The sequence below is a fragment of the Acidovorax sp. AC410 genome (assembly GCF_979253235.1).
In genome coordinates, this window is sequence record NZ_CEEDCG010000001.1 from 4,299,840 (window position 1) to 4,323,723 (window position 23,884).

The window sequence follows — 23,884 nt, forward strand, 5'->3', positions numbered from 1 at the left end:
GGGAGAGAAGCAGGAAGATGGTCACCCCGACACGCTGTCCGGCGATATTGATCGCCGCCCCGGCATCGGGCCAGGGCAAGACCACCGTCACCGCGGCCCTGGCGCGCCTGCACGCGCGCCAGGGCCGGCGGGTGCGGGTGTTCAAGTGTGGCCCGGACTTCCTCGACCCGCACTGGCACCAGCTCGCCAGCGGCGCACCCGTGCACCAGCTCGACCTGTGGATGAACGGCGAAGCCGATTGCGCGCAGCGCCTGCACGCGGCCGCGCAGGAGAGCGACCTGATCCTCATTGAAGGCGTCATGGGCCTGTTCGACGGCACGCCGAGTGCGGCCGATCTGGCGCAGCGCTTTGGCGTGCCCGTGCTGGCGGTGGTCGATGCATCCGCCATGGCGGGTACCTTCGGCGCGCTGGCCTTTGGCCTGCGCCACTACCGCGTTGGCCTGCCCTGGGCCGGCGTGCTGGCCAACCGCGTGGGCTCGGCGCGCCATGCCGACATGCTGCGCGACGGCTTGCAGGACGCGGATGACTGGATGGGCGCGCTGATGCGCGTGGCAGCCGGTGATGGGGCCGCCAAGGCATCGGCCCCGCTGCTGCCCGAACGCCACCTGGGCCTGGTGGTGGCGCATGAGCTGCACGATGCCCTGCAGCGCCTGGATGCGGCGGCCGATGCGCTGGCCGCCACGCCACTGGGCCAGATGGGCCTGGACGATCTGCAGCGCTGGGCGGTGGATTTCCCGGCCCCCGCAGCGACGCCTGTGGCACCGCTGCTTGCCGGCCGCACCGTGGCCGTGGGCCGCGACGAGGCCTTCTGCTTCATCTACGCGGCCAACCTGCAGTGCCTCGCGCAGATGGGCGCCCAGGTGATGTTCTTCTCGCCGCTGCACGATGCCGCGCTGCCCGCCTGCGATGCCGTATGGCTGCCCGGCGGCTACCCCGAGCTGCATGCCGCCACCATCGCAGCCAACACCGCCATGCAGGCCAGCCTGCGCACCCATGTGGCGGCAGGCAAGCCGCTGTGGGCAGAATGCGGAGGCATGATGGCGCTGTTCGAATCCATCACCCTGGCCGATGGCACGCAGCACCCGCTGTGGGGCCTGCTGCCAGGCCGCGTGGCCATGCAAAAGCGCCTGGCCGCGCTGGGCCCGCAGCACCTCACAGTGGCGGGCCACACGCTGCGCGGCCATACCTTCCATTACTCCACCGCGCAGAGCCCGGTGCCCGTGGTGGCGCGCACCGCGCGCCCGCAGGCGCTGCCTTCACCCGATGCCGGTGAGGCGCTGTACCGCCAGGGCAGCATCCACGCGAGCTACTTCCATGCCTGGTTTGCATCCGCCCACGCAGCGGTGGCGCACCTGCTGGGCGCAGAGCGCCTGCCCGCATGACGACCATGCCATCCACCATCACCACCGAGTTCATCCTGGGTGGCCAAAAGAGCGGCAAGTCGCGCCGCGCCGAGCTGATCGCGCGCGACTGGCTGGCCCGGTTCCCTGCGCACAGCGCAGTGCTGGTCGCCACGGCCCAGCCCTGGGACGAGGAGATGCGCCAGCGCATCGCCCGCCACCAGCGCGACCGTGCCGAGCGCGTGCCCGGCCTGGCCACCGAAGAGGAGCCGCGCGACTTGGCCGCCGCGCTGCACCGGCATGCCAACGCCACGACCCTGGTGGTTGTCGACTGCCTGACCCTGTGGCTCACCAACTGGACCATGCCCGCCGGCGCCGAGACCATGGGCCTGCAGGAGCGTGAGGCTTTGGCGCGCGACTGGACTGCCCAGCGCCAGCACTTCCTTACCGCCCTGCAGCAAGCCCCTGGCCCGGTGGTTCTGGTGGGCAACGAAATCGGCCTGGGCGTCATTCCCCTGGGGCGCGAGGTGCGCGCCTTCGTCGATGCGCTGGGCGCGCTCAACCAGCAGGTGGGCGAGGTGTGCCCGCGCGTGACCCTGATGGCGGCCGGGCTGCCTCTGGCCCTGAAAGAACCCTTGAAAGCACCGCGCTGATGACCCCAACCCCCGTGCGCCGCATCCTGTGGGTGATCGCCATCATTGCCGTGCTGGGCCTGCTCATGGCGGGCCTGGCGCAGGCGCAGCCGGTGCAGGTGACGGACGACCGTGGCCGCACCGTGACGCTGGCCCAGCCGCCGCAGCGCATCGTCTCGCTGCTGCCCTCGCTGACCGAAAGCGTCTGCGAACTCGACCAATGCCACCGCCTGGTGGGGGTGGACCGCTATTCCAATTGGCCCGAGTCGGTCGCCAGACTGCCCAAGCTGGGTGGCGGCATCGATCCGAGCATCGAGGCCATCGTGGCCGTGAAGCCCGACGTGGTGCTGCTGGCCATGAGTTCGCGCGCCAGCGAGCGGCTCGAGGCCCTGGGCCTCAAGGTCGTGGTGCTGGAGCCCAAGACCCATGCCGACGTGCGCCGCGTGCTCGGCGTGGTGGGCCAGGTGCTGGGTGTGCCGAAGGCCGAGGGCGCCGACCGGCTGTGGCGCGTGATCGATGCGGCCGTGCAGGCGGCGGCCCAGTCGCTGCCGCCCAGGGCGCGTGGCACGCGCGTGTACTTCGAGGTGAGCCGCGGGCCGTATGCGGCCAGCGAGGCCTCGTTCATCGGCGAATCGCTCACGCGCCTGGGCGTGCGCAACGTGGTGCCCGCATCGCTCGGCCCCTTCCCCCGGTTGAACCCCGAGTACGTGGTGCGCGCCAACCCCGATGTGCTGATGATCGGCAACAGCAGCATGCAGGCCATGGTGCAGTACCCCGGCTGGGCCACCCTGCGCGCTGTGCGCGAGAACCGCGTGTGCGTGTTCGGCCCTGGCGACGCCGAAGTGGTGGTGCGACCCGGCCCGCGCATGGCCGAGGCGGCGCGCATCATGGCGCGCTGCCTGACGGAAAAAGCGAAATGACTGCCGCGAAGACCTTGGTCCCCACGGCCGCCGGCCGGCGCCGCGCCGCCTGGTGCGCGCTGTGGCTGGGCCTGGCCAGCGTGCTGCTGCTGGTGCTGGGCACCGCCGTGGGCAGCACCGGGCTGGAGAGCCTGGTACACATGGGCGACGACCCGGTGGCGCGCCAGATCGTCTGGGACATTCGCCTGCCGCGCACCCTGGGCGCCTGGCTGGCCGGTGCGCTGCTGGGCCTGGCCGGCGCGGTGGCGCAGGGCCTGTTCCGCAACCCGCTGGCCGACCCGTATTTGCTGGGCAGTGCCTCGGGCGCGGCGCTGGGCGGGGCGGTGGCCATGGCCATGTTCGGCGTGTCGCCCGTGGCCGCGCAGTGGATTGCGCGCATCGGCATCACCGGCATGGCCTTCCTCGGCGCAGCCGGTGCCGTGGTGCTCACGCTGGTGCTGGCCAATGGCGTGCAGCACACGCTGCGCCTGCTGCTGGCCGGGGTGATCGTGGGCGTGGTGCTGGGCGCCCTGCGCGACCTGGTGGAGCTGGCCTCGCCCGACATCCTGCAGGCCATGCAGGCCTTCATCCTGGGCAGCACGGCCTTCGTCGGCTGGATTGCCTGCGCGTTGATGGGCGCGGCCTGGGCCCTGTGCGCGCTGCTGGCCTGGGTGCTGGCGCGCGCGCTGGACGGCCTCACGCTGGGCGAGTCCACCGCCGCCAGCCTGGGCCTGCCGCTCGGCCCCATGCGCGCCGGCCTGGTGGCCGCCATGGCGCTGGCCACCGGCACCGCCGTGGCGCAGACCGGGCTGATCGCCTTCGTCGGCCTGGCCGCGCCGCACCTGGTGCGTTCCATGGTGCGCGTGACGCACGAGCGGCACATCCTCTTGTCCAGCCTGATGGGCGCGGTGCTGCTGCTGGCCGCCGACATCCTGGCGCGCTGGATGCTGGCGCCGCAGGAGCTGCCCGTGGGCGTGCTCACCGCGGCGCTGGGCGGCACCTACCTGCTGTGGCTGATGCACCGGCGCACCGCGCATGGGGGCGGCCTGTGAAGGGCATCGCACTCAGCGCCCACCACATCACCGCACGCGTGGGCGGTGCCGAGGTGCTGCACGGCATCGACCTGCACCTGCCCGAGGGCCGCTGGACCAGCATCGTCGGCCCCAACGGCGCGGGCAAGTCCACCCTGCTCAAGGTGCTCGCAGGCCTGCTGCCGCGCCACCAGGTCGATGGCCAGGTGGCACTGCTCGGCCGCATGCTCACCCTGGTGCCGGCGCGCGAGCGCGCGCGCCAGCTGTCCTGGCTGGGCCAGAACGAGGGCTCGGCCGAGGATTTGACGAGCTATGACGTGGCCATGCTCGGCCGCCTGCCGCACCAGCCCTGGCTGGCGCCGCCGTCGGCCGCCGACCATGCGGCCGTGGAGCAGGCCCTGCGCACCACGCAGGCCTGGGACTGGCGCGAGCGCCCGCTGTCGCAGCTGTCGGGCGGCGAGCGCCAGCGCGTGCTGCTGGCCCGCGCCCTGGCCGTGCAGGCGAAGGTGCTGCTGATGGACGAACCCCTGGCCAACCTCGACCCGCCGCACCAGACCGACTGGCTGCACACCGTGCGCGCCCTGGTGGCAGGCGGTGCCACGGTGGTCAGCGTGCTGCACGAGGTGTCCCTGGCCTTGCATGCCGACGACCTGGTGGTGATGGCCAAGGGCCGTGTCACGCACCAGGGGGGCTGCAATGAGGCGGTCACCCACCGCGCGCTGGAGGCGGTGTTCGATCACCGCATCGCGGTGCACGAGCTGCTGGGGCAGTGGGTCGCTTTGCCACGCTGATTTCTTTTTCTTTTCTTTTTCATTCTTTCAACCAAGGAGCCGTGCCATGCACATCGAACCCGGACTGGTGGACACCACCAAGATCTTCCTGAGCTACGCCACCGGCACCACGGCGCTGCTGTATGCCAGCAAGCTCGCGTGGGACATGGTCAGGAAGGAAGGGTCTGTGGCCTTGCTGGCGCGCTCGGTCTTCACGATCGCGCTGGTGTTCGCGTTCTTCGAGCTGCTGCCGCACCACCCGGTGGGCGTGTCCGAGGTGCATCTGATCCTGGGCACCACCTTGCTGCTGCTGTTTGGCGCTGCGCCTGCCTGCATCGGCCTGGCGGGTGGGTTGTTGATCCAGAGCGTGTTCTTTGCGCAGCAGGATCTGCCGCAGTACGGGATGAACGTCACCACGCTGTTGGTGCCTTTGTTCGCGACGGCTGCGATTGCCAAGCGCATCGTGCCGGAAAGCATGGCGTATGTCGACATGACGTATGCGCAGACGTTCAAGCTGTCGGTGGCCTACCAGGGGGGGATCGTGATGTGGGTGGCGTTCTGGGCAATCTACGGTGCGGGTGTTGGCTCTGCGAATCTGGAGAGCATTGCCACTTTTGGTGCTGCGTACATGGCGGTGGTACTGCTGGAGCCTTTGGTTGATCTGGGTGTGCTGGCGGCGGCCAAGGCGTTGCGTCGGCTCGAAGGTTCTTCTTTCGTTGAGCGGCGGTTGCACCAGGCGGCTTGAGTCTGTTGTTGGCGTCGTTGGCTGTGGGTACTTCTGTTTTCTTGCCTGGGTCGGAGGCCGGGTCTCGGCCCGGCGGCCGAGGTACTTGTTCTTTGCTTCGCCAAAGAAAAGTACCCAAAAGAAAGGCGACCCCCAGCCCGTGTCCCCCTCACCCTGCGGGCGAGGGGGCAACCTGCGATGCTCGGTCCTGGGGTGGCGAGGCAGAACTCGCTGCGTTCGCCCGTTGGGCGAACTCCGCTCAAACAGCTGCGGCAAGTCAGAGCACGAAGTGCGTGTGTCCTTCGGCACACGCACCCACCCCAGGCCCTGCGCTTCTCGGCACGGTCAGAAGGGGTGGGGGAACGGGCTCCATACGGGCCATTGCTCCGCTCGGCCTGAACTGCCTCGCTGCGCTTCGGCCTGGGCACAGAGATCGTGCCAGTTTCGTCGGCAGCGCGCAGCGCCTAACCGACCCCAGGCGTAGCTGCGAAGCAGCAGCCGTCATTGACCCCGCTCCCCACCCCTGGCCCGAGCATCGCAGGTTGCCCCCTTCGCCCGCCAGGGCGATGGGGGACGCAGACTGGGGGTCGCCTTCTCTTTGGTGACTTTCTCTTGGCGACGCAAGAGAAAGTTACTGCGCCGCCGGGCGCACATCCCGGCTCCCGCCCTCGGCAAAACAACAAGAGCAACCACAGCCCCGAGCGCAACAAACCCGACCTGACAAAGCCCATGCAAATCGAGTCCCCCCCCATCCTCCGCGACACCCCCAAACCCCAAGGCGAACGCCGAGGATTGGTCCTCGTCCACACCGGCACCGGCAAAGGCAAAAGCACCGCCGCCTTCGGCCTCGCCATCCGAGCCCACGGCCGCGGCAAAAAAGTCAAGATCTACCAGTTCATGAAAGTGCCCACCGCAAGGTTCGGCGAGCACCGCCTGTTCGAACAACTGGGCATCCCCATCGAAGGCCTGGGTGACGGCTTCAGCTGGAAGAGCCGCGACCTGGACCACTCCGCGCAACTGGCGTTGGACGGCTGGGCCAAGGCCGAGGCCACCATCCGCGCGGGCGAGCACTTCATGGTGGTGCTCGACGAAATCATGTACCCGCTGCGCTACGGGTGGATCCCGCTCGAATCCATCCTGGCCTGCCTGCGCGAGCGCCCGCCACATGTGCACGTGGTGCTCACCGGCCGCAACGCGCCGGCCGAGCTGATCGAGCTGGCCGATACGGTGACCGAGATGACGCTCGTCAAGCACCACTTCAAGGCCGGCGTGCCCGCCCAGCGCGGGATCGAGGACTGATCGATGGGTTCCTCCCTGTCGATGTCCATGCCGGTCGCAAGGTCCCGCTCGGCGCCCGCGCTGGCCGTGCTCGGCCTGCTGGGCGGTCTGGCGGCTCCCCTGGCACAAGCACAGGCACCGCAGCAGCACCGCATCGTCACGCTCTCCCCCTCGCTCACCGAGGCGGTGTGTGCCCTGGGCCACTGCGCCGAGCTGGTGGGCACCGACCGCTATTCGAGCTGGCCCCGCACCGTCGCCAAGCTGCCCAAGGTGGGCGGCCTGCAGGATGCGCAGATCGAGCGCATCGTGGCGCTTCGGCCCGACATGGTGCTGCTGGGCCCGCGCAGCCGGGCGGGGGATCGCCTCTCGGCCCTGGGCGTGCCGGTGCAGGTGTTCGATGCGCGCACGCATGCCGACCTCAAGCGCATGCTGGTCAGCGTGGGCCAATCGCTGGGCGAGTCCGCGCGCGCGGCCGAACTGGTGGCGCGCATCGAGCGCGAGCTCGACGCCGCCGCGCGGCGCGTGCCGGCCCATTTGCGCGGGCGCAGTGTGTATGTCGAGGTGGGCGTGGGCCCCACGGCGGCCAGCGCGGCCAGCTTCATCGGCGAGACGATCGCGCGCCTGGGGCTGGTGAACATCGTGTCCGGCGACATGGGGCTGTTCCCGCGTGTCAATTCCGAGATGGTGGTGCGCCGTGGGCCGGACCTGGTCATCGGACCGCAGACCACCTTGTTCAACCTGGCCGAACGCCCCGGCTGGGCCGGCATGCAGGCGCTGCGCCAGCACCAGGTCTGCCAGCTCGATGCCGACCGCATGGACCTGCTCTCGCGCCCCGGCCCGCGCCTGGGCGAAGCGGCGCACATGCTGGTCGATTGCCTTCTCGGGCTCCCGCAAGTTCTGCGTTGATTCGCACCACCTTACTTCCCCATTTTTCTGACTGGAGATTCCTTCCATGCAAGTCCACAAGATTCCCGCCACCATCGTCACCGGCTTTCTGGGCAGCGGCAAGACCACGCTGCTGCGCCACCTGTTGACCAACGCGCAGGGCAAGCGCATCGCCGTCATCGTCAACGAGTTCGGCGAACTGGGCATCGACGGCGAGCTGCTGCGCAGCTGCGGCATCGGCTGCGACGAGAATGGCGTGGAGAACGGCCAGCTGTTCGAGCTGGCCAACGGCTGCCTGTGCTGCACCGTGCAGGAAGAGTTCGCGCCCGTGATGGAACTGCTGGCCGCACGCCGCGACCAGATCGACCACCTGGTCATCGAGACCTCGGGCCTGGCGCTGCCCAAGCCGCTGGTGCAGGCCTTCCAGTGGCCGGCGCTGCGCAACGTGTTCACGGTCGACTCGGTGATCACCGTGGTCGACGCGCCCGCCGTGGCCGCCGGCCAATTCGCCGACGACCCCGTCGCGGTGGACGCCCAGCGCCGCGCCGACGAGAACCTGGACCACGAATCGCCCCTGCACGAGCTGTTCGAGGACCAACTGGCGACCGCCGACCTGGTGGTGCTGCACAAGACCGACGGCCTGACCGCCGAAGACCTGGCCCGCGTGGAAGCCATCGTGCGCGGCGAAGCCCTGCCCGGCGTGAAGTTCGTACACGCCCAGCACGGCCGCATCGACCCCAGCGTGCTGTTGGGCCTGGGCCGCGCGGTGGAGGACGTGATCGACGCGCGCAAGACCCACCACGACGAGGAAGAGGACCACGACCACGACGAGTTCGAGTCGGTCCACGTCACGCTCGACGTGGCCGACCGTGGCCGCCTGGTGGAGGCCCTCGTCGCCCTGGTGCAGCGCCACGAGATCTACCGCATCAAGGGCTTCGTGGCTCTGCCGGGCGCGGCCATGCGCCTGGTGGTGCAGGGCGTGGGCCAGCGCTTCGACAGCCATTTCGACCGCGCGTGGCGCGAAGGCGACCTGCGCGCCACGCGCCTGGTGGTGATCGGCGACCACCTGGACGCCGCGGCCCTGCAGGCCGAGTTGCAATCGGCCTTGGCCGAGCCCGCAGCCACCACCGTCTGAGGCATCCACACCATGCATCTGCTTTCCACGCGACCTGGTGGCTACGTCGAGGACGGGGGCCAGGGCCTGGTGCGCGTGGAGCAGACGCCCGGCGACATCGTCATCTTGAGCGCGGCCGACACCACGCTGTCGCTGCTGTCCGACGCGGCGGCCAGCCTGGGCGAGGGCTTTCCCCGCGTGCGCCTGGCCAACCTGATGTGGCTGCGCCAGCCTGCGTCCACCGACATGTACGTGGACGACGTGCTGCGCCATGCGCGCGTGGTCGTCATCGACCACCTGGGCAGCCCCAGCGACTGGGCCTATGTGGTCGAGCAGGCGATGTCGCTGGCCGGCAAGCGCGGCCAGTGGCTGGCGCTGTTCTCGGGCGACAACGTCGAAGACCCGCAGCTCTTGATGCGCAGCACCGCCAGCCCCGAGGACTGCCACCAGCTGTGGCGCTGCCTGCGCGAAGGCGGGCGCGACAACGCGCTGGCCTTCTTCGCCCTCATCGGCCATGCGGCCTTCGGCATCGGGCCACGCCCACCCGCACCGCGGCCGCTGCCGCCGGTGATGGCCTACACGCCGGCCGCCGCCGCGCCCTGGGTGCCGGGTGCGCCGGTGGCGATGCTGGTGTTCTACCGCGCCCACCTGCAGTCGGGCAACACGGCGGTGTTCGATGCCATGCAGGCAGCGCTGGCGCAGGCCGGGCTCAACACCCTGGCCGTGGCGGTCGATTCGCTCAAGAACCCCGAGAGCCTGGCTGCGCTGCAGGGCATGGCCGCAGAGCAAGGCGTGGGCGTGGTGCTCAATGCCACGAGCTTTGCCGTGGCCTCCATCGATGGCAGTGACGACGAGGAGGCAACGGCGGTCGCCCTGGCCGGCGATGCGCCGGTGCTGCAGCTCATCACCGCCGGCTGCTCGCAAGAGCAGTGGCAGGCCGACCCGCATGGCCTGGCGCCGCGCGACCTGGCGATGCAGGTGGTGCTGCCCGAGGTGGACGGGCGCATAGGGGCCCGCGCCATCAGCTTCAAGGGCCTGGCGTGGCGCTGCGAGCGCACTGAGGTCGATGTGGTGCGCTACCAGCCTGAGCCCGAGCGCATTGCCTTCGTGGCCGAGCTGGCGCGCCGCTGGTGCGTGCTGCGCAGCAAGCCGCACGTGGGCAAGCGCGTGGCGCTCATCCTGGCCAACTACCCCAACGACGACGCGCGTCTGGCCAATGGCGTGGGGCTCGATACACCGGCCTCCACCGTGCTCATCCTGCAGGCGCTGCGCGATGCGGGCTACACCACCGGCGAGTTGCCCGAGGGCGGTGACGCGCTGATCGCGCAGCTGGTGGAAGGCGTGACCAACAACCTCGATGCCAACGCCGACCGCCCTGCAGGCCAGAGCCTGGCCATGGCCGACTACCTGGCGGACTTCGCCGCGCTGCCACAGGCCAGCCAGGACGCGGTGAACGCCCTGTGGGGCCCGCCCGGTGCCGACCCCATCGTGCGCAGCGGCCGCTTCATGGTGCCGGGTGTGCGCCTGGGCAACATCTTCGTGGGCATACAGCCTGCGCGTGGCCGCGACCTGGACCTGGTGGCCACCTACCACGATGCCGACCTGGTGCCCACGCACGGCTACCTGGCCTTCTACTTCTGGCTGCGCCGCGTGTTTGCGGTGGACGCCGTGGTCCACGTGGGCAAGCACGGCAACCTCGAATGGCTGCCGGGCAAGAGCGTGGCGCTGGGCGCCGCCTGCTGGCCCGATGCCATCCTGGGCCCGCTGCCGCACCTGTACCCCTTCATCGTCAACGACCCGGGCGAGGGCAGCCAGGCCAAGCGGCGCACGCAGGCCGTCATCATCGACCACCTGATGCCCGCGCTCACGCGCGCCGAGACCTATGGCCCGCTGCAGCAGCTCGAGCGGGCGATGGACGAATACTACGAGGCCCTGTCGCTCGACCCGCGCCGCGCCAAACTGCTGCGCCAGAGCATCCTCGACCAGGTGCTGCAGCACCGGCTGCACCAGGAGCTGGGCTTTGCGCCACCGGCCGACGACGCGCAGCGCGAAGCCCTGCTCGGCCGGCTCGACGCCTACCTGTGCGAGATCAAGGAGTCGCAGATCCGCGACGGCCTGCACATCCTGGGCCGCTCGCCGCGGGATCGCCAGCGCACCGACACGCTGGTCGCGCTAGCGCGCTTTCCGGGTGGTTCGGCGCCGGGGCAGGGCAGCTTGCTGGTGGCGCTGGCGCGCGACCTGGACCTCACCGACTTCGACCCGCTGAACCCCGAGTGGGCCACCCCCTGGACCGGCCCGCGCCCCGAGGTGCTGCAGGCCCTGGCCGACGAGCCCTGGCGCCATGTGGGCCACACGCGCGAGCGGCTCGAAAAACTGGCTGCGCAATGCGTAGAGCAGCACCTGGCGGTGGACGGCGCGGGCCGCATCGTGGGCCCGCCCATGGATGCAGCGCAGTGGCCGCGCAGCGCACAGGTGCTGGCGCGCATGCGCGCGGTGCTGGCACCCCGGCTCGATGCCTGCGGCCCGAACGAGATGGCCCAGCTGCTGCGCGGCCTGGCGGGCCGCTTCGTGCCGCCGGGGCCCAGCGGTGCGCCCTCGCGCGGCCGGCCCGACGTGCTGCCCACGGGCCGCAACTTCTACTCAGTGGACACGCGCGCCGTGCCCACGCCCACGGCCTACGGCATGGGCGCGCTGGCAGCCGACCGCGTGGTGGAGCGCCACCTGCAGGACCATGGCAGCTTTCCCACGGCGGTGGGCCTGTCGGTCTGGGGCACCAGCACCATGCGCACGGGCGGCGAGGACATCGGCCAGGCCTTTGCCCTGCTGGGCGTGCGCCCCAAGTGGGCGCCCGGCAGCCACCGCGTGGTGGACATCGAGGTGCTGCCCATGGCGATACGCAACCGCCCACGCATCGACGTGACGCTGCGTGTGTCGGGGTTCTTTCGCGATGCCTTCCCGGGCGTGATCGACCTGTTCGACACGGCCGTGCGCACCGTGGCGGCCATCCCCGAGGACGACGAGCCCGACGACGTGAACCCCATCCGCGCCCGCGTGAGGCGTGAGGCGGCCGAGAGCGAGGCCAGCGGCATGGCCGCCGAGGACGCCGAGCGCCGCGCCACCTGGCGCGTGTTCGGCCCGCGCCCCGGCGGCTATGGCGCAGGACTGCAGGAGGTGATGGCGAGCGGGCGATGGAGCACTTCGGACGACCTGGCCCAGGCCTACCTGCGTGCGGGCGCCTTCGCCTACGGCCAGGGTGGGCACGGCGAGGCGGCGCGCGCCGCCTTCGAGCAGCGCCTGGCGGCGGTGGACGCGGTGCTGCACAACCAGGACAACCGTGAGCACGACATCCTCGACTCGGACGACTACTACCAGTTCCAGGGCGGCATGGCCGCGGCCGTGCAGCACCTGGCCGGCGCACCGGCCGCGCTGTACCACGGCGACTTCAGCACGCCAGGGGTGCCGCGCATCCGCACGCTGAGCGAAGAGGTCGCGCGCGTGGTGCGCGCTCGCGCCGTCAACCCCAAGTGGATCGATGGCGTCAAGCGCCATGGCTACAAGGGCGCGTTCGAGATGGCGGCCACGGTGGACTACCTGTTCGCCTTCGACGCGACCGCCGGCGTGGTGGGCGACCACCAGTACGCGCTGGTGGCCGACGCCTACCTGCACGACGACGCCACGCGCGATTTTCTGCAACAGCACAACCCGCTGGCCCTGCGCGGCATCGGCGAGCGTTTGCTCGAAGCCATGCAGCGCGGCCTGTGGGCCGAGCCCGGCGAGCACCGCGAGCGCATCGAGCAGCATCTGCTGGAGCTCGAACACCGTCTCGAAACCCAGGGCGAAGGACCCTTGCCATGACCGCTTTTTCTGTGTCCCCTGTGCCCGCCACCGCATTCCCCTTCACCGCCCTGGTAGGCCACGAGGCCCTGCAGCGCGCGCTGCTGCTGGCCGCCATCGACCCCGGCATGGGGGGGGTGCTCATCAGCGGCCCGCGCGGCACGGCCAAGTCCACCTCGGCGCGCGCGCTGGCGGCTCTACTGCCCGATGCGCCCTTCGTCACACTGCCCCTGGCGGCCAGCCTGGAGCAACTGGTGGGCACGCTGAACATCGAAGACGTGCTGCGCGACGGCCAGGTGCGCCTGGCGCCCGGCCTGGTGGCGCGCGCGCACGGCGGCGTGCTCTATGTGGACGAGGTCAACCTGCTGCCCGATGCGCTCGTGGATTCGCTGCTCGACGTGGCCGCGAGTGGCGTGAACACGGTGGAGCGCGACGGCGTGTCGCACCAGCATGCGGCGCGCTTTGTGCTGGTGGGCACCATGAACCCCGAGGAGGGCGAGCTGCGCCCCCAACTGCTCGACCGTTTCGGCCTGTCGGTGGCCCTGCACAACCCGGCCGATGCGGCGCAGCGCCAGGCCATCGTGCGCGCCCGCCTGGCCTTCGATGCCGACCCCGCGGCCGTGGTGGCGCGGCATGCCGCCGCGCAGGCCGAACTGGCCGCGGCGGTGGCCAGCGCCCGCGCCGCGCTGGCGGCCCTGGAATGGACCGACGCCGTGGTGCAGCATGCCGCCGACCTGGCCCTGGCCGCCGGGGTGGATGGCATTCGCGCCGACCTGGTGATGCTGCGCGCCGCACGCGCGCTGGCCGCGCTGCAGCAATCCGGCAGCGTGGGCCTGGCGCATGTGGATGCCGTGGCCGAGCTGGCACTGTCGCACCGCCGCACGGAGAGCAACGCCGGCGCGGCGCCACCGCCTGGCGCCACGCAGCCGCCGCCTTCTTCATCGACGAAACCATCGCCTGCAGGCGGGCAGGGCCCTGCCTCGTCGCAGAACGCGCCCGAGGGCGACTGGGGCGCCCTGCCGCCCGAGCCGCAGGCCATGGCGCGCGTGCGCAGCACGGGGGCATGGCCACCAAAAAAAGCCTGAGCCACCCCGGCCCGCGCTCGCTTAAGACCAACAAGGCAAGCGCAGGCTGGAGGTGGCAAGCCCCCCGCAATGCCTGGCTGCGCACGCCGCAGGCCGTGGCCCGGCCCGCCGACCCCGAGGGTGCGGGCATCGCCTGGCTGCCCACGCTGGTGGCCAAGGGCCCGGCGCGCCTGCAGGCCGCGCATCTGCGCCGCCAACCTGCCAGCGCCGTGCAGCCCTGCCTGCACCTGATCTCGCTCGATACCTCGGGCTCCATGCGCCAGGGCGGGCGCCTGGCGTGGGCCAAGGGCTATGCCGCGCGCTTGATCGAGCAGGCCGCACGGGCCGGCGACCATGTGGCCCTGCTGTGCTTTGGCGGCCAGGGCGTGCAGCTGCTGCTGCCCCCCGGCCCCGCGCGCATGGCTGGCACGGCCCGCGTGCGCCCGCTGGGCGGCGGTGGCGGCACGCCCCTGGCGGCGGGCCTGGCCGAGGCCGAGCGCCTGCTGCGCGCCACGCGGCGCCGGCGCGGCGCGGTCGCTCCGTCGTGCCTGTGGCTGCTGACCGATGGCCGCACGCTGGAGCAGCCCGCCGCCCCCGCTGCGGCCACGCATGTCGTGGTCGTGGATTTCGACGACCCGCTGCGGCCCCTAGGGCGCTGCGCCGCGTGGGCAGCACGCTGGCAGGCGGAGCACCGCCTGCCCGAACCCATTTCTTCCTAGAACACGAGCTTTTCCTGATGTCCGAAACCGCCTCCCCGACACCTTTCCCCACCGACGTGATCGTCTGCACCACCTGCCGTCCGGCCGGTGCCTCGCGCGAACTGCCGGCCGACGGCGAGTTGCTGTTCGAGGCCGTGCAGGTGGCCCAGCTCGAAGACGACACCGGTGCCTGGGCCCAGGTGCGCGTGCGCGGCGTGGCCTGCCTGAGCAGCTGTGGGCGCGCCTGCTCGGTCGCCTTCCAGGCGCCCGGCAAGCACACCTTCGTGTTTGGCGACCTCCAGCCCGATGAAGAAACGGCGCGCCACGTGCTGGAGTGCGGCGCCATGCATGCCCGCGCCAGCGACGGCATGCTCAACCGCAACGAGCGGCCCGCGCGCCTCAGGAGCGGTATCGTGGCACGGCTACCGCCCTTCGTGGCCTGAGGTTCCTGGCCCTGTACCATCCGCGCCACCATGTTGCATCCACGTCCGATCGTATGGAAGTCCTAGCCGATCTGCTGCTCCCCGGCACGCAGTGGGATGCATTGCGCGTGCTGATCTGGGTGCCCTTCGTGGCCCTGGCCCTCGACTGGTGGCGCGGCGAGCCGCCGGTGGCCATCCATCCCGTGGTGTGGATGGGCAAGGCCCTGCACTGGTGCGGCGAGCGCTGGGCGCCGCTGGTGCCCGTGCCGCGCGATTTCAGGGCCTTCTGGTGCATGGCGCTGGCCTGGTGCGTGCTTGCGGGTGTAGTGATGGCCGCGGCCTGGGGCCTGCAGTGGCTGGCGCTGCGCTTTCATGACGTGATCGCGGCAGCGCTGCTGGGGGTGTTGCTCAAGCCGATGTTGTCCTGGCGCATGCTGCACGACGAGGTGCTGGCGGTCGAGGCAGCCCTGGCCCGCTCGCTGCCCGAGGGACGCGCGCAACTGGCGCGCCTGGTGAGCCGCGACGTGAGCGAACTCACGGCCGAGCAGGTGCGCGAGTCGGCCATCGAGTCGCTGGCCGAGAACCTCAACGATTCGGTCGTGGCGCCGCTGTTCTGGTTCGTGCTGCTGGGCCTGCCCGGCGCCGCGCTGTACCGCCTGGCCAACACGGCCGATGCCATGTGGGGCTACCCCGGCATGCGCGGCGGGCGCTACTGGCAGTGGGCCGGCAAGTGGGCTGCGCGCGCGGACGACGTGCTCTCGTGGCTGCCCGCACGCATCACCGCGCTGCTGCTGGCCGTGCTGGCGCGCGGGCTGTCGCCGGCCACCCTGGCGCGCCAGGCGCGCCGCACGCCGTCGCCCAACAGCGGCTGGCCCATGGCGGCCATGGCGCTGGCGCTGGGCGTGCGGCTCGGCAAACCCGGGGTGTATGTGCTCAATGCCAGTGCACGCGACCCCGGTCCGCTCGATACCCGGCGCGCGGCCAAGCTCGGCTCGCTGGTGGCGCTGTCGCTGATCCCGTTGGCAGTGGGCGCCCACCTGCTGATCACCATCGTGTCCGCATGGGTGGGTGCATGACGTTGTCGGCCATGCCACTGCAACCCCATGGCGGCCCCGATGCGCTGGGTGCGCCCGTGCACGACTTTTCCACCAACAGCAATGCCTGCGGCCCCTGCCCCGAGGCCCAGCATGCGGTGCAGCAGGCCGACGCCACGCGCTACCCCGACCCGCACTACACGGCGCTGCGGGAGGCGCTTGGCGTCTTTCATGGCGTAGCGGCCGAGCGCATCGTGCTGGCGGCCAGCTCCAGCGAGTTCATCCACCGCGTCACCGCGCTGGCGGTGCAGCAGGGTGCCGTGCAGGTAGGCCTGCCGTTGCACAGCTACGGCGACTATGCCCAGGCCGCGCAGGCGCGCGGGCTCGCGCTGGTGCGTTCGGTGGACGCTGCACCCGGGCTGCAATGGGCCTGCGAGCCATCGAGCCCGCTGGGTCGGGAGGACGCTGCCCTGCGCGAGTGGGCGCATGCCCCGGCAGACGGCGGCGCCACGCTGCGCGTGCTCGACTGCGCCTACGCCCCGCTGCGCCTGGAAGCCGATGGCATGGGCCCCTGGACCGGCGCGCCCGCGCTGCCTCCCATGCCCTGCTGGCAGCTGTGGACGCCCAACAAGGCCCTGGGCCTGACGGGCGTGCGCGCCGCCTATGCCGTGGCGCCCGAGGGGGCCCAGACGCAGGTGCAGGCGCTGCTGGCCCTGGCCCCCTCATGGGCCGTGGGCGCGCATGGCGTGGCCCTGCTGCAGGCCTGGGTGCAGCCCGGTGTGCAGCGCTGGCTGGTACACAGCCTTGCTACCCTGCGCGACTGGAAGCAGCGCCAGCTCACCCTGTGCATGGGCCTGGGCTGGGGCGTGCATGCGGGCAGCCTGGCCAACTACTTCTGTGCCCAGCCCGCCTGTGCCGATCTGCCCGGCGCGCTGGCGGCCCTGCGCGCGGCCGGCATCAAGCTGCGCGATGCCACCTCGTTCGGCCTGCCCGGCGCCGTGCGCATGGGCGTGCTGGCACCGGGGGCGCAAGATGCCTTGCGCGCCGCATGGCCCACCGCCATGGCCGTACGATCCGGTGCACAACCCAAGGAGATCACCCCCCGATGAGAACCATCACCGTCACCCGCTATGTCACGCCGCTGCGTGAAGGCGGCTCCATGCCCGCCGTGGTCGAAGGCGACGACCTGGGGCTGTACGTGCTCAAGTTCCGCGGCGCCGGGCAAGGCGTGCGCGCCCTGCTGGCCGAGATGATCTCGGGCGGCATTGCCCGGGCGCTCGGCCTGCCGATCCCCGAGATCGTGCTCGCCGGGCTCGACACGGGCCTGGCCCAGACCGAGCCCGATCCCGAGATCCAGGACCTGGTGCGCGCCAGCGGCGGCCTCAACGTGGGCCTCGACTACCTTTCGGGCGCGCTCAACTTCGACCCTGCGGTGGATGTGGTGAGCGACGACTTCGCCTCGCGCCTGGTCTGGTTCGATGCCCTGGTGGCCAATGTGGACCGCACGGCGCGCAACACCAACCTGCTCATGTGGCACCGCAAGCCCTGGCTCATCGACCATGGTGCTTCGCTCACTTTTCACCATGCCTGGAACGGTGCGGTGGCGCAGCCCGCCAAGCCTTTCCCGCCGATTGCCGACCACGTACTTTTGCCCCAGGCCACGGCGCTGGTCCAGGTGGATGGCGAGCTGGCGGCGCTGCTCACACGCGAGGTGCTCACGGGCATCCTGGCCGATGTGCCCGACGAGTTCCTGGCCCTGGCCGGCGCAGAACATGCCGAGGGCCCGCTGTCGCAGCCGGCCAGCCACCGCAAGGCCTATGTGGAGCATTTCTGCGCGCGCCTGGACGGGCGCGAGACGTGGCTGAAAGGGGTGATCGATGCACGCGGCTGAGGTATACGACTACGCCATCGTGCGCGTGGTACCGCGCGTGGAGCGCGAGGAGTTCATCAATGCCGGCGTCATCCTCTCGTGCCAGAAGAGCGGCTTTCTGCAGGCGGCCATCGCACTGGACGAGGAGCGCCTGCTGGCGATGGACCCGCATGTGGACATCGACACCGTGCGCCGCCACCTAGACGCCATCGTCGCCATCTGCGCGGGGGACGCGGGCTGCGGGCCGATTGCGCAGCTGCCTTTTCGCCAGCGCTTTCACTGGCTCACAGCCAGGCGCAGTGCCATCATCCAGACCTCGCCCGCGCACACCGGGCGCTGCACCGATGCGGCGGCGGCGCTCGAACACATCATGGACCGCATGGTGCGGCCTTTGCCTTGAGCGCTTCCAACCCCCCCCGCCTGGCGCGCTGCGTGATGGTGCTGGGCACCACCAGCGGCGCCGGCAAGAGCTGGCTGGCCACGGCGCTGTGCCGCTGGTACAGCAACCAGGGCTACAAGGTGGCGCCCTTCAAGGCGCAGAACATGAGCAACAACGCGCGCGTGGTCGCCAGCGACCATGGCAACGGCGAGATCGGCAGTGCCCAGTACTTCCAGGCCATCGGCGCGCGCACGGTGCCCGACGTGCGCATGAACCCGCTGCTGCTCAAGCCCGAGGCTGACACGAAGAGCCAGGTGGTGCTGCTCGGCCAGGTGAGCGCCGAGCTCACTGCGTTGCCCTGGCGCGGCCGCAGCGAGCGCGTGTGGCCGCAGATCGCCGCCGCGCTCGACGCGCTGCGTGCCGAGAACGACGTGGTGGTGATCGAAGGCGCGGGCTCGCCCGCCGAGATCAACCTGCATGCCAGCGATGTGGTCAACATGCGTGTGGCGCGCCACAGTGGCGCGCGCTGCCTGCTGGTGACCGACATCGACCGCGGCGGCGCCTTTGCCCACCTGTACGGCACCTGGGCCCTGCTGCCCGAGGACGAGCGCGCGCTGATCCATGGCTTTGTGCTCAACCGCTTTCGCGGTGATGCCACGCTGCTCGCGCCCGCGCCGCAGATGCTGCAGCAGCTGACCGGTGTGCCCACCGTTGCCACCATCCCCATGCAGTGGCACCACGGCCTGCCCGAGGAGGACGGCGTGTTCGACGACCGCAGCACCGCGGGAGGGGCCGTGCACACGACGGTGGCCGTGATTGCTTACCCGCGCATCAGCAACCTCGACGAATTCCAGCCGCTCAAGAACGTGCCTGGCGTGCGCCTGGTGTGGGTGCGCAGCCCTGCCGAACTGGCGGGACTCAAGCCCACGGACTGGGTCGTGCTGCCCGGCTCCAAGGCCACGGCGGCCGACCTGGCCTGGCTGCGCACGCAGGGGCTTGATGAGGCCATTGCGGCGCATGCGCGGCAGGGCGGCCGCGTGCTCGGCGTCTGCGGCGGCCTGCAGATGCTGGGCGAGGCACTGATCGACACCGCCGGCATCGATGGCAACGCGCCAGGTCTCGGCCTGTTGCCGCTGGTCACCACGTTCGAGCCCGCCAAGACCGTGCAGCGCAGCACCGTGCGCTTCGGCGCGCTACAGGGTGCCTGGTCGGCGCTCTCGGGCGTCGAGGCCAGCGGCTACGAGATCCACCACGGTCAGACCGCCCAGCACCCGGCCATGGCGGCCGGTGGCGATGTGGCGCGCGAGGTGGTGGCCGGCCTGGCCTGGCAGAACAGTGCGGGCAACGTGCTCGGCCTGTACCTGCACGGCCTGCTCGAAGACCCCGCCGCGCTGCAGGCCCTGTTCGGCCGCGAGGGCGCGGCCCCCGTGCCCACGCTCGACGCCGTGATGGAGGGCCTGGCCCGCACGGTGGATGCGCATTTCGAACCCGGCGTGCTGAATGCGCTGGTGGCCTGATCCCATTCCCTCACTTGACGAACCCATGTCCTTCGCTATTCCCACCATTGCCGACATCACCGACGCCACGCTCACGGCGCGCCTGCAGCACATCCTCGACTTCAAGACCAAGCCCTTGGGCTCGCTGGGTCGGCTCGAAGCGCTGGCGCTGCGCATCGGCCAGGTGCTGGGCACCGAGGCGCCAGAGCTGGTGCAGCCGCAGATGCTGGTCTGCGCGGGCGACCATGGCATTGCGGCGCGCGGTGTGTCGGCCTTTCCGAGCGACGTGACCTGGCAGATGGTGGAGAACTTCCTGGCCGGCGGTGCGGCCGTGAGCGTGCTCGCGCGCCAGCATGGCCTGGCCCTCACGGTGGTGGACTGCGGCGTGGCCAAGCCCATTGCGCCACGCGCAGCCGCCCCGGGCGCGCCCCAGTTGCTGCTGCGCAAGGTGGCGCCCGGCACGGCCGATGCGTCGGCGGGCCCTGCCATGACGGCTGAGCAGTGTGCCCAGGCCATCACCAATGGCATGGAAGTGGTGCGCGGCCTGCCGGGCAATGCGCTGCTGCTGGGTGAAATGGGCATTGCCAACACCTCGGTGGCCTCGCTGCTGCTGGCGCGCCTGGCCGGCCTGCCGCTGGCCGAGGTGACGGGCGCGGGCACCGGCCTGGACGCCGCCGGTATCGAGCGCAAGCGCGCCGTGCTGCAGCAGGCCCTGGATGTGAATGCCGAGGCAACTAGCCCAATGGACGCGCTGGCCGCCCTGGGCGGCTACGAGGTGGCCACCCTGGTGGGCGCCGTGCTGCAGGCGGCGGCCGAGCGCCGTGTCATCGTCGTCGATGGCTTCATCACCAGCGCCGCCGTGCTGGTGGCCAGCCGCCTGCAGCCAGCCGTGCTGCAGCGCTGCGTGTTTGCCCACCGCTCGGGCGAGCGCGGCCACAGCCTGATGCTGGCGCAGATGCAGGCCGAGCCCTTGCTGGACCTGGGCCTGCGCCTGGGCGAGGGCTCGGGCGCGGCCCTGGCCTGGCCGCTGCTGCAGTCGGCCTGCGCGGTGCTGGCGGAGATGGCCAGTTTTGAATCCGCAGGGGTGGACAACCGCAGCTGAGCCGGGGGGGCCGCTCAGTCCCCCGGGCATTCGAGCTGGCCGGCGCGCGGATTCTCCCCCTGTCGGCCGGGGCCAGGTCCCGTCGCGGGCAAGCCGTAGACGGCCTTCTGGTTCGCGCTATCGGTCACCTTCACGCCCTGCGCGTCGAAGATCCACGCATCCCAGTAGTTGACCGGCACCACCTGTGGCACCTTGGCTGACGCGAGGAAGTCGCGCAGCAGGGGCTGCTCGTTGGGATCGTAGGGGAAGTGCAGACCGTACTCGAGCTTGAACTCTGACACTGAGTTGGCCCGCACACCGAGGTGGTGGGGCATGAATGTCTTGACCTTGAACTCGGGCACGACGATGCGCGCCTGCGTCACCACGCGTGATTCCGGCCCGCCCTGCCACAGGTCCAGGCTGGTCGCGCCCGCGGCCGCCATGGCGGCCTTGAGGTTGTCCAAGGGCGAGCCGTAGGTCACGCCATTGGCCACGCGCGGGGTGGTCAGGTCCTTGCCGCCGGCGCCGCTGTCGGACACGAACAGCTGCAGCGGCTCGGCGCGGGCGCGGGTCTTCGCGCTGATCAGGAAGCCGAAGGTCTCCGGGTCGTTGGTGCCGTTGCCAAAGGCCGTGCAGCCCGAGACGCTGTGCACCCAGCGCACCACGCGGATGGTGACGGCGTCGTTCATGCGCACTGTCTCGCCGCCCTTGAGCGTGGTGCACTGGCTGGCGGGCAGGCCCACCTTGGCCATGGCACTGCAGACCGCTGCAGGGGCATAGACCGGCTTGCCCGTTTGCCGGGCCCACTCGGGGACCTGCACGCCATGGTCCCCATGTTCGTGGCCGACGAGGATGGCGTCGATGCCTCCGCGCATCTTGATGGCCTGCAGGGCCTTGGCCACGGAAGGGGCGTTGGCCGCGGGATTGGCGGTGAAGTCCGATATCGTCTCGCCGTCAACCAGGATGCCGGTATCGCCAATCTGGTAGTGCCAGTTGGTGATGCCGAACCAGGTCATGCGCATGTTTTCGGGCAGGTCGGGGTCGGATCCGCCGCAGGCCAGCAAAAGGGCGGCAGAAAGGCACGCGCCGCTCGTCCCGAGTCGGGTCCAGTTTTTGGGTTTCATCTTGTCTCCAGGTCGCGGCAATATCACCGTCTGCCCTGAAGGCTAGGGATGTGAAGCTGTCAATCTGCTTTCAGGGTTGGCGCGTGCCAGGGTCAGAAAGCGATCTGAAAGCCGCCGTGGTCCATCATCGCGCGCGCCAACGGTTGTCAGGAGCGCCGCTTGCGTAGCTTGGGCGCAGGTGCCAGCGGCTTCTGGTGGTGCGCGCACAGCAGGTCGATCAGCGACTGCGCGTAGGCCGGCATGCGCGCCTCCTCGCGCACCAGGATGTAGCGCTCGCGCACGCTCCAGGCGTCTTCCAGGTCGATCAGCACCAGGCCCATGGGGGCGAGGTAGCGCCGGGCGGCGCTCTCGGGCACGATGCCGATGCCCACGCCGGCACCGATCATGCGGCACATGGCGTCGAAGCTGGACAGCTGCACGCGCAGCTTCTGCGGCTGGCCCAACTGCTCGGTCACCTGGGCCAGGAAGGTCTGCAGCGTGCTGGCCGGGTGCATGCCCACCATGGGCTCGTCCAGCGTTTCGGAAAAAGCCATGCGCCGGCGCCGCGCAAAACGGTGGCCACGCGGCACTACCAGCGCGAGCCGATCGGTGCTGAAGTGGATGGCGGTGAGGCCCAGCGTGTCCACCTGGCCGGCGACGATGCCGATGTCGGCCCGCCCGTCGAGCACGCCGCGCGGGATCTCGGCGTTCGGTTTTTCCTGAAGCTCCACGTTCACGCGCGGGTTGGCCGCGAGGAAGGCGGGCAGGATCTCGGGCATGAAGTCCGTCACCGCCGTGGTGTTGGCGAACACGCGCACGTGGCCGCGCAGGCCACCGCTGTACTCCTGCAGGTCGGCGCGCAACTGCTCGGTCTGGCGCAGCACGCCGCGCGCATGGTGCAGGAAGGCCTCGCCTGCAGGCGTGGTGCGCATGCCGCGCGCTTCGCGGTACAGGAGCGGCATGCCCGCCTGCTGCTCCAGCGCCTTGATGCGCGCACTGGCGGCCGCCAGCGACAGGTGGCGTGCGGCTGCGGCGCGGGACAGGGCGCCCTGCTCGGCGGTGAGCACGAAAAGGCGCAGGTCGGTCAGGTCGAATTGCATGGCCGAATGTTACTGCCGCGGGTGCCAGGTTTCGGTTCTGGCGAAGGCTTGGTTCTGAAATGCGTGATTGTGCGCAGGCGCCGGGGCGGCGAACATCCGTGCTCATTCGAGAACACGCCAAGGAGACAAACCGCATGAACTTCGCCACGCCCCGGGCCATCGCGCGCCGCACCGCCCTTGCTGCCCTGCTGGCCGCACCCCTGTGGGCAGCGGCCCAGGCCAGCTACCCCAGCCGCCCCATCGTGATGGTCGTGCCGCAGGCCGCAGGCGGTACCAACGACATCGTGGGGCGCCTGGTGGGCCAGAAGCTCGGCGAGGTGCTGGGCGGCGCCACCGTGGTGGAAAACCGGCCCGGTGCGGGTGGCAACATCGGCACGCAGTTCGTGGCCAAGGCGCCCAAGGACGGCTACACCCTGCTCATGACCATCAGCAGCAGCCAGGCCATCAACCCGGCCCTCTTCAAGAATCCGGGTTTCGATCCCGTGAAGGATTTCAAGCCCGTGGGCCTGATCGGTGCGGTGCCGAACGTGCTGCTGGTGAACCCGTCCTTCCCCGCGCGCAACATGGCCGAGCTGGTGGCGCTGGCCAAGGCCAAGCCGGGCCATTACCAGTACGCATCGGCTGGCAATGGCACGCTCAACCACCTGCTCGGTGAAATGCTCAACAGCATGGCCGGCATCCAGTTGCAGCATGTGCCCTACAAGGGTGTGGCACCGGCCATCAACGACGTGCTGGGCGGGCAGTTGCCGATGGTGTTCGCAAGCATGCCGTCGGCGCTCTCGCACATCAAGGCCGGCAAGCTGCGCGCCCTGGCCGTGAGCGGCGCCACACGCTCTCCCGTGCTGCCCGAGGTGCCCACTATCGCCGAGACGGTGGCCGGCTACAACGGCACGCTATGGATCGGGCTGTTTGCGCCCGCAGGCTTGCCGACAGACATCCAGGCCAAACTGCAGGATGGCATGGCCGGTGCGCTGGCCGCCAAGGACCTGCGCGACAAGCTGGAGCTGCAGGGCGTGGAGATCGCGCCCAAGACCACGCCGGACCAGTTCGCCGCGCTGCTGCAGGAGGACCTGGTCAAGTGGGCCAAGGTGGTCAAGACCTCCGGCGCGACAGTCGACTGAGCACGGGAG

General features: G+C 70.6%; 22 protein-coding genes. 20 read left to right on the forward strand and 2 right to left on the reverse strand.

The features are described 5' to 3' along the window. Positions 1 to 17: 17 nt before the first annotated feature. The 19 genes from AC0IZS_RS19965 to cobT all read left to right on the forward strand — a co-directional run bounded on the left by AC0IZS_RS19965 (position 18) and on the right by cobT (position 20,572). Complete coding sequence (locus AC0IZS_RS19965; protein ID WP_471637207.1) at positions 18 to 1,382, forward strand: cobyrinate a,c-diamide synthase; 1,365 nt, start codon at positions 18 to 20, stop codon at positions 1,380 to 1,382. Next, positions 1,379 to 1,993 (forward strand): bifunctional adenosylcobinamide kinase/adenosylcobinamide-phosphate guanylyltransferase, encoded by a 615-nt coding sequence (locus tag AC0IZS_RS19970; protein ID WP_471637208.1) that lies wholly within the window; start codon positions 1,379 to 1,381, stop codon positions 1,991 to 1,993. The genes AC0IZS_RS19965 and AC0IZS_RS19970 overlap by 4 nt, the downstream gene beginning before the upstream one ends. After that, on the forward strand, positions 1,993 to 2,892 hold the full coding sequence (locus AC0IZS_RS19975; protein WP_471637209.1) for an ABC transporter substrate-binding protein: 900 nt from the start codon (positions 1,993 to 1,995) through the stop codon (positions 2,890 to 2,892). The genes AC0IZS_RS19970 and AC0IZS_RS19975 overlap by 1 nt, the downstream gene beginning before the upstream one ends. Then, the gene (locus tag AC0IZS_RS19980) at positions 2,889 to 3,923 is read left to right on the forward strand and encodes a FecCD family ABC transporter permease (protein WP_471637210.1); all 1,035 of its coding nucleotides are present in this window, start codon (positions 2,889 to 2,891) and stop codon (positions 3,921 to 3,923) included. Before AC0IZS_RS19975 ends, AC0IZS_RS19980 begins: the two co-directional genes overlap by 4 nt. Beyond that, entirely contained in the window at positions 3,920 to 4,693 is a 774-nt protein-coding gene (locus AC0IZS_RS19985; RefSeq protein ID WP_471637211.1) for an ABC transporter ATP-binding protein, read from the forward strand. Before AC0IZS_RS19980 ends, AC0IZS_RS19985 begins: the two co-directional genes overlap by 4 nt. 46 nt (positions 4,694 to 4,739) lie before the next feature. Next, positions 4,740 to 5,417 carry an energy-coupling factor ABC transporter permease gene (locus AC0IZS_RS19990; RefSeq protein ID WP_471637212.1) on the forward strand — a complete coding sequence of 226 codons (678 nt, stop codon included), beginning with the start codon at positions 4,740 to 4,742 and terminating at the stop codon, positions 5,415 to 5,417. 708 nt (positions 5,418 to 6,125) lie between these two features. Then, positions 6,126 to 6,695 (forward strand): cob(I)yrinic acid a,c-diamide adenosyltransferase, encoded by a 570-nt coding sequence (gene cobO / locus AC0IZS_RS19995; protein ID WP_471637213.1) that lies wholly within the window; start codon positions 6,126 to 6,128, stop codon positions 6,693 to 6,695. Positions 6,696 to 6,698: 3 nt separating this feature from the next. Beyond that, a complete protein-coding gene (locus tag AC0IZS_RS20000; RefSeq protein WP_471637214.1) occupies positions 6,699 to 7,580 on the forward strand; it encodes an ABC transporter substrate-binding protein in 882 nt (293 codons plus the stop codon). Positions 7,581 to 7,626: 46 nt separating this feature from the next. Next, the gene (gene cobW, locus AC0IZS_RS20005; RefSeq protein ID WP_471637215.1) at positions 7,627 to 8,694 is read left to right on the forward strand and encodes a cobalamin biosynthesis protein CobW; all 1,068 of its coding nucleotides are present in this window, start codon (positions 7,627 to 7,629) and stop codon (positions 8,692 to 8,694) included. A 12-nt stretch (positions 8,695 to 8,706) separates the two neighbouring features. After that, entirely contained in the window at positions 8,707 to 12,528 is a 3,822-nt protein-coding gene (gene cobN / locus AC0IZS_RS20010; protein WP_471637216.1) for a cobaltochelatase subunit CobN, read from the forward strand. Beyond that, positions 12,525 to 13,592 (forward strand): ATP-binding protein, encoded by a 1,068-nt coding sequence (locus AC0IZS_RS20015; RefSeq protein WP_471637217.1) that lies wholly within the window; start codon positions 12,525 to 12,527, stop codon positions 13,590 to 13,592. Before cobN ends, AC0IZS_RS20015 begins: the two co-directional genes overlap by 4 nt. Next, a complete protein-coding gene (locus AC0IZS_RS20020) occupies positions 13,571 to 14,290 on the forward strand; it encodes a vWA domain-containing protein (protein ID WP_471637218.1) in 720 nt (239 codons plus the stop codon). The genes AC0IZS_RS20015 and AC0IZS_RS20020 overlap by 22 nt, the downstream gene beginning before the upstream one ends. Positions 14,291 to 14,307: 17 nt before the next feature. Then, positions 14,308 to 14,712, forward strand: a complete 405-nt coding sequence (locus tag AC0IZS_RS20025; protein WP_471637219.1) for a DUF1636 family protein — start codon at positions 14,308 to 14,310, stop codon at positions 14,710 to 14,712. Between the two features lie 53 nt (positions 14,713 to 14,765). Next, positions 14,766 to 15,767: an adenosylcobinamide-phosphate synthase CbiB gene (cbiB, locus tag AC0IZS_RS20030; RefSeq protein ID WP_471637220.1), complete on the forward strand. Its 1,002-nt coding sequence runs from the start codon at positions 14,766 to 14,768 to the stop codon at positions 15,765 to 15,767. An 11-nt stretch (positions 15,768 to 15,778) separates the two neighbouring features. Further along, complete coding sequence (locus AC0IZS_RS20035; RefSeq protein ID WP_471637221.1) at positions 15,779 to 16,834, forward strand: aminotransferase class I/II-fold pyridoxal phosphate-dependent enzyme; 1,056 nt, start codon at positions 15,779 to 15,781, stop codon at positions 16,832 to 16,834. Further along, positions 16,831 to 17,616 (forward strand): HipA family kinase, encoded by a 786-nt coding sequence (locus tag AC0IZS_RS20040; protein ID WP_471637222.1) that lies wholly within the window; start codon positions 16,831 to 16,833, stop codon positions 17,614 to 17,616. The genes AC0IZS_RS20035 and AC0IZS_RS20040 overlap by 4 nt, the downstream gene beginning before the upstream one ends. Next, on the forward strand, positions 17,603 to 17,995 hold the full coding sequence (locus AC0IZS_RS20045) for a DUF3037 domain-containing protein (protein ID WP_471637223.1): 393 nt from the start codon (positions 17,603 to 17,605) through the stop codon (positions 17,993 to 17,995). The genes AC0IZS_RS20040 and AC0IZS_RS20045 overlap by 14 nt, the downstream gene beginning before the upstream one ends. Before the next feature lie 35 nt (positions 17,996 to 18,030). Beyond that, positions 18,031 to 19,491 (forward strand): cobyric acid synthase, encoded by a 1,461-nt coding sequence (locus AC0IZS_RS20050; RefSeq protein ID WP_471639557.1) that lies wholly within the window; start codon positions 18,031 to 18,033, stop codon positions 19,489 to 19,491. A gap of 25 nt (positions 19,492 to 19,516) precedes the next feature. Then, positions 19,517 to 20,572, forward strand: a complete 1,056-nt coding sequence (cobT, locus tag AC0IZS_RS20055; RefSeq protein ID WP_471637224.1) for a nicotinate-nucleotide--dimethylbenzimidazole phosphoribosyltransferase — start codon at positions 19,517 to 19,519, stop codon at positions 20,570 to 20,572. 14 nt (positions 20,573 to 20,586) lie between these two features. Here the strand turns inward: cobT and AC0IZS_RS20060 are convergent, their stop codons facing one another. After that, positions 20,587 to 21,675 (reverse strand): MBL fold metallo-hydrolase, encoded by a 1,089-nt coding sequence (locus AC0IZS_RS20060; RefSeq protein ID WP_471637225.1) that lies wholly within the window; start codon positions 21,673 to 21,675, stop codon positions 20,587 to 20,589. A 146-nt stretch (positions 21,676 to 21,821) separates the two neighbouring features. Continuing rightward, positions 21,822 to 22,754: a LysR family transcriptional regulator gene (locus AC0IZS_RS20065; RefSeq protein ID WP_471637226.1), complete on the reverse strand. Its 933-nt coding sequence runs from the start codon at positions 22,752 to 22,754 to the stop codon at positions 21,822 to 21,824. A gap of 134 nt (positions 22,755 to 22,888) precedes the next feature. Here AC0IZS_RS20065 and AC0IZS_RS20070 point away from each other — a divergent pair, with 134 nt between their 5' ends. Beyond that, the gene (locus AC0IZS_RS20070) at positions 22,889 to 23,875 is read left to right on the forward strand and encodes a tripartite tricarboxylate transporter substrate binding protein (protein WP_471637227.1); all 987 of its coding nucleotides are present in this window, start codon (positions 22,889 to 22,891) and stop codon (positions 23,873 to 23,875) included. Positions 23,876 to 23,884: the final 9 nt, after the last annotated feature.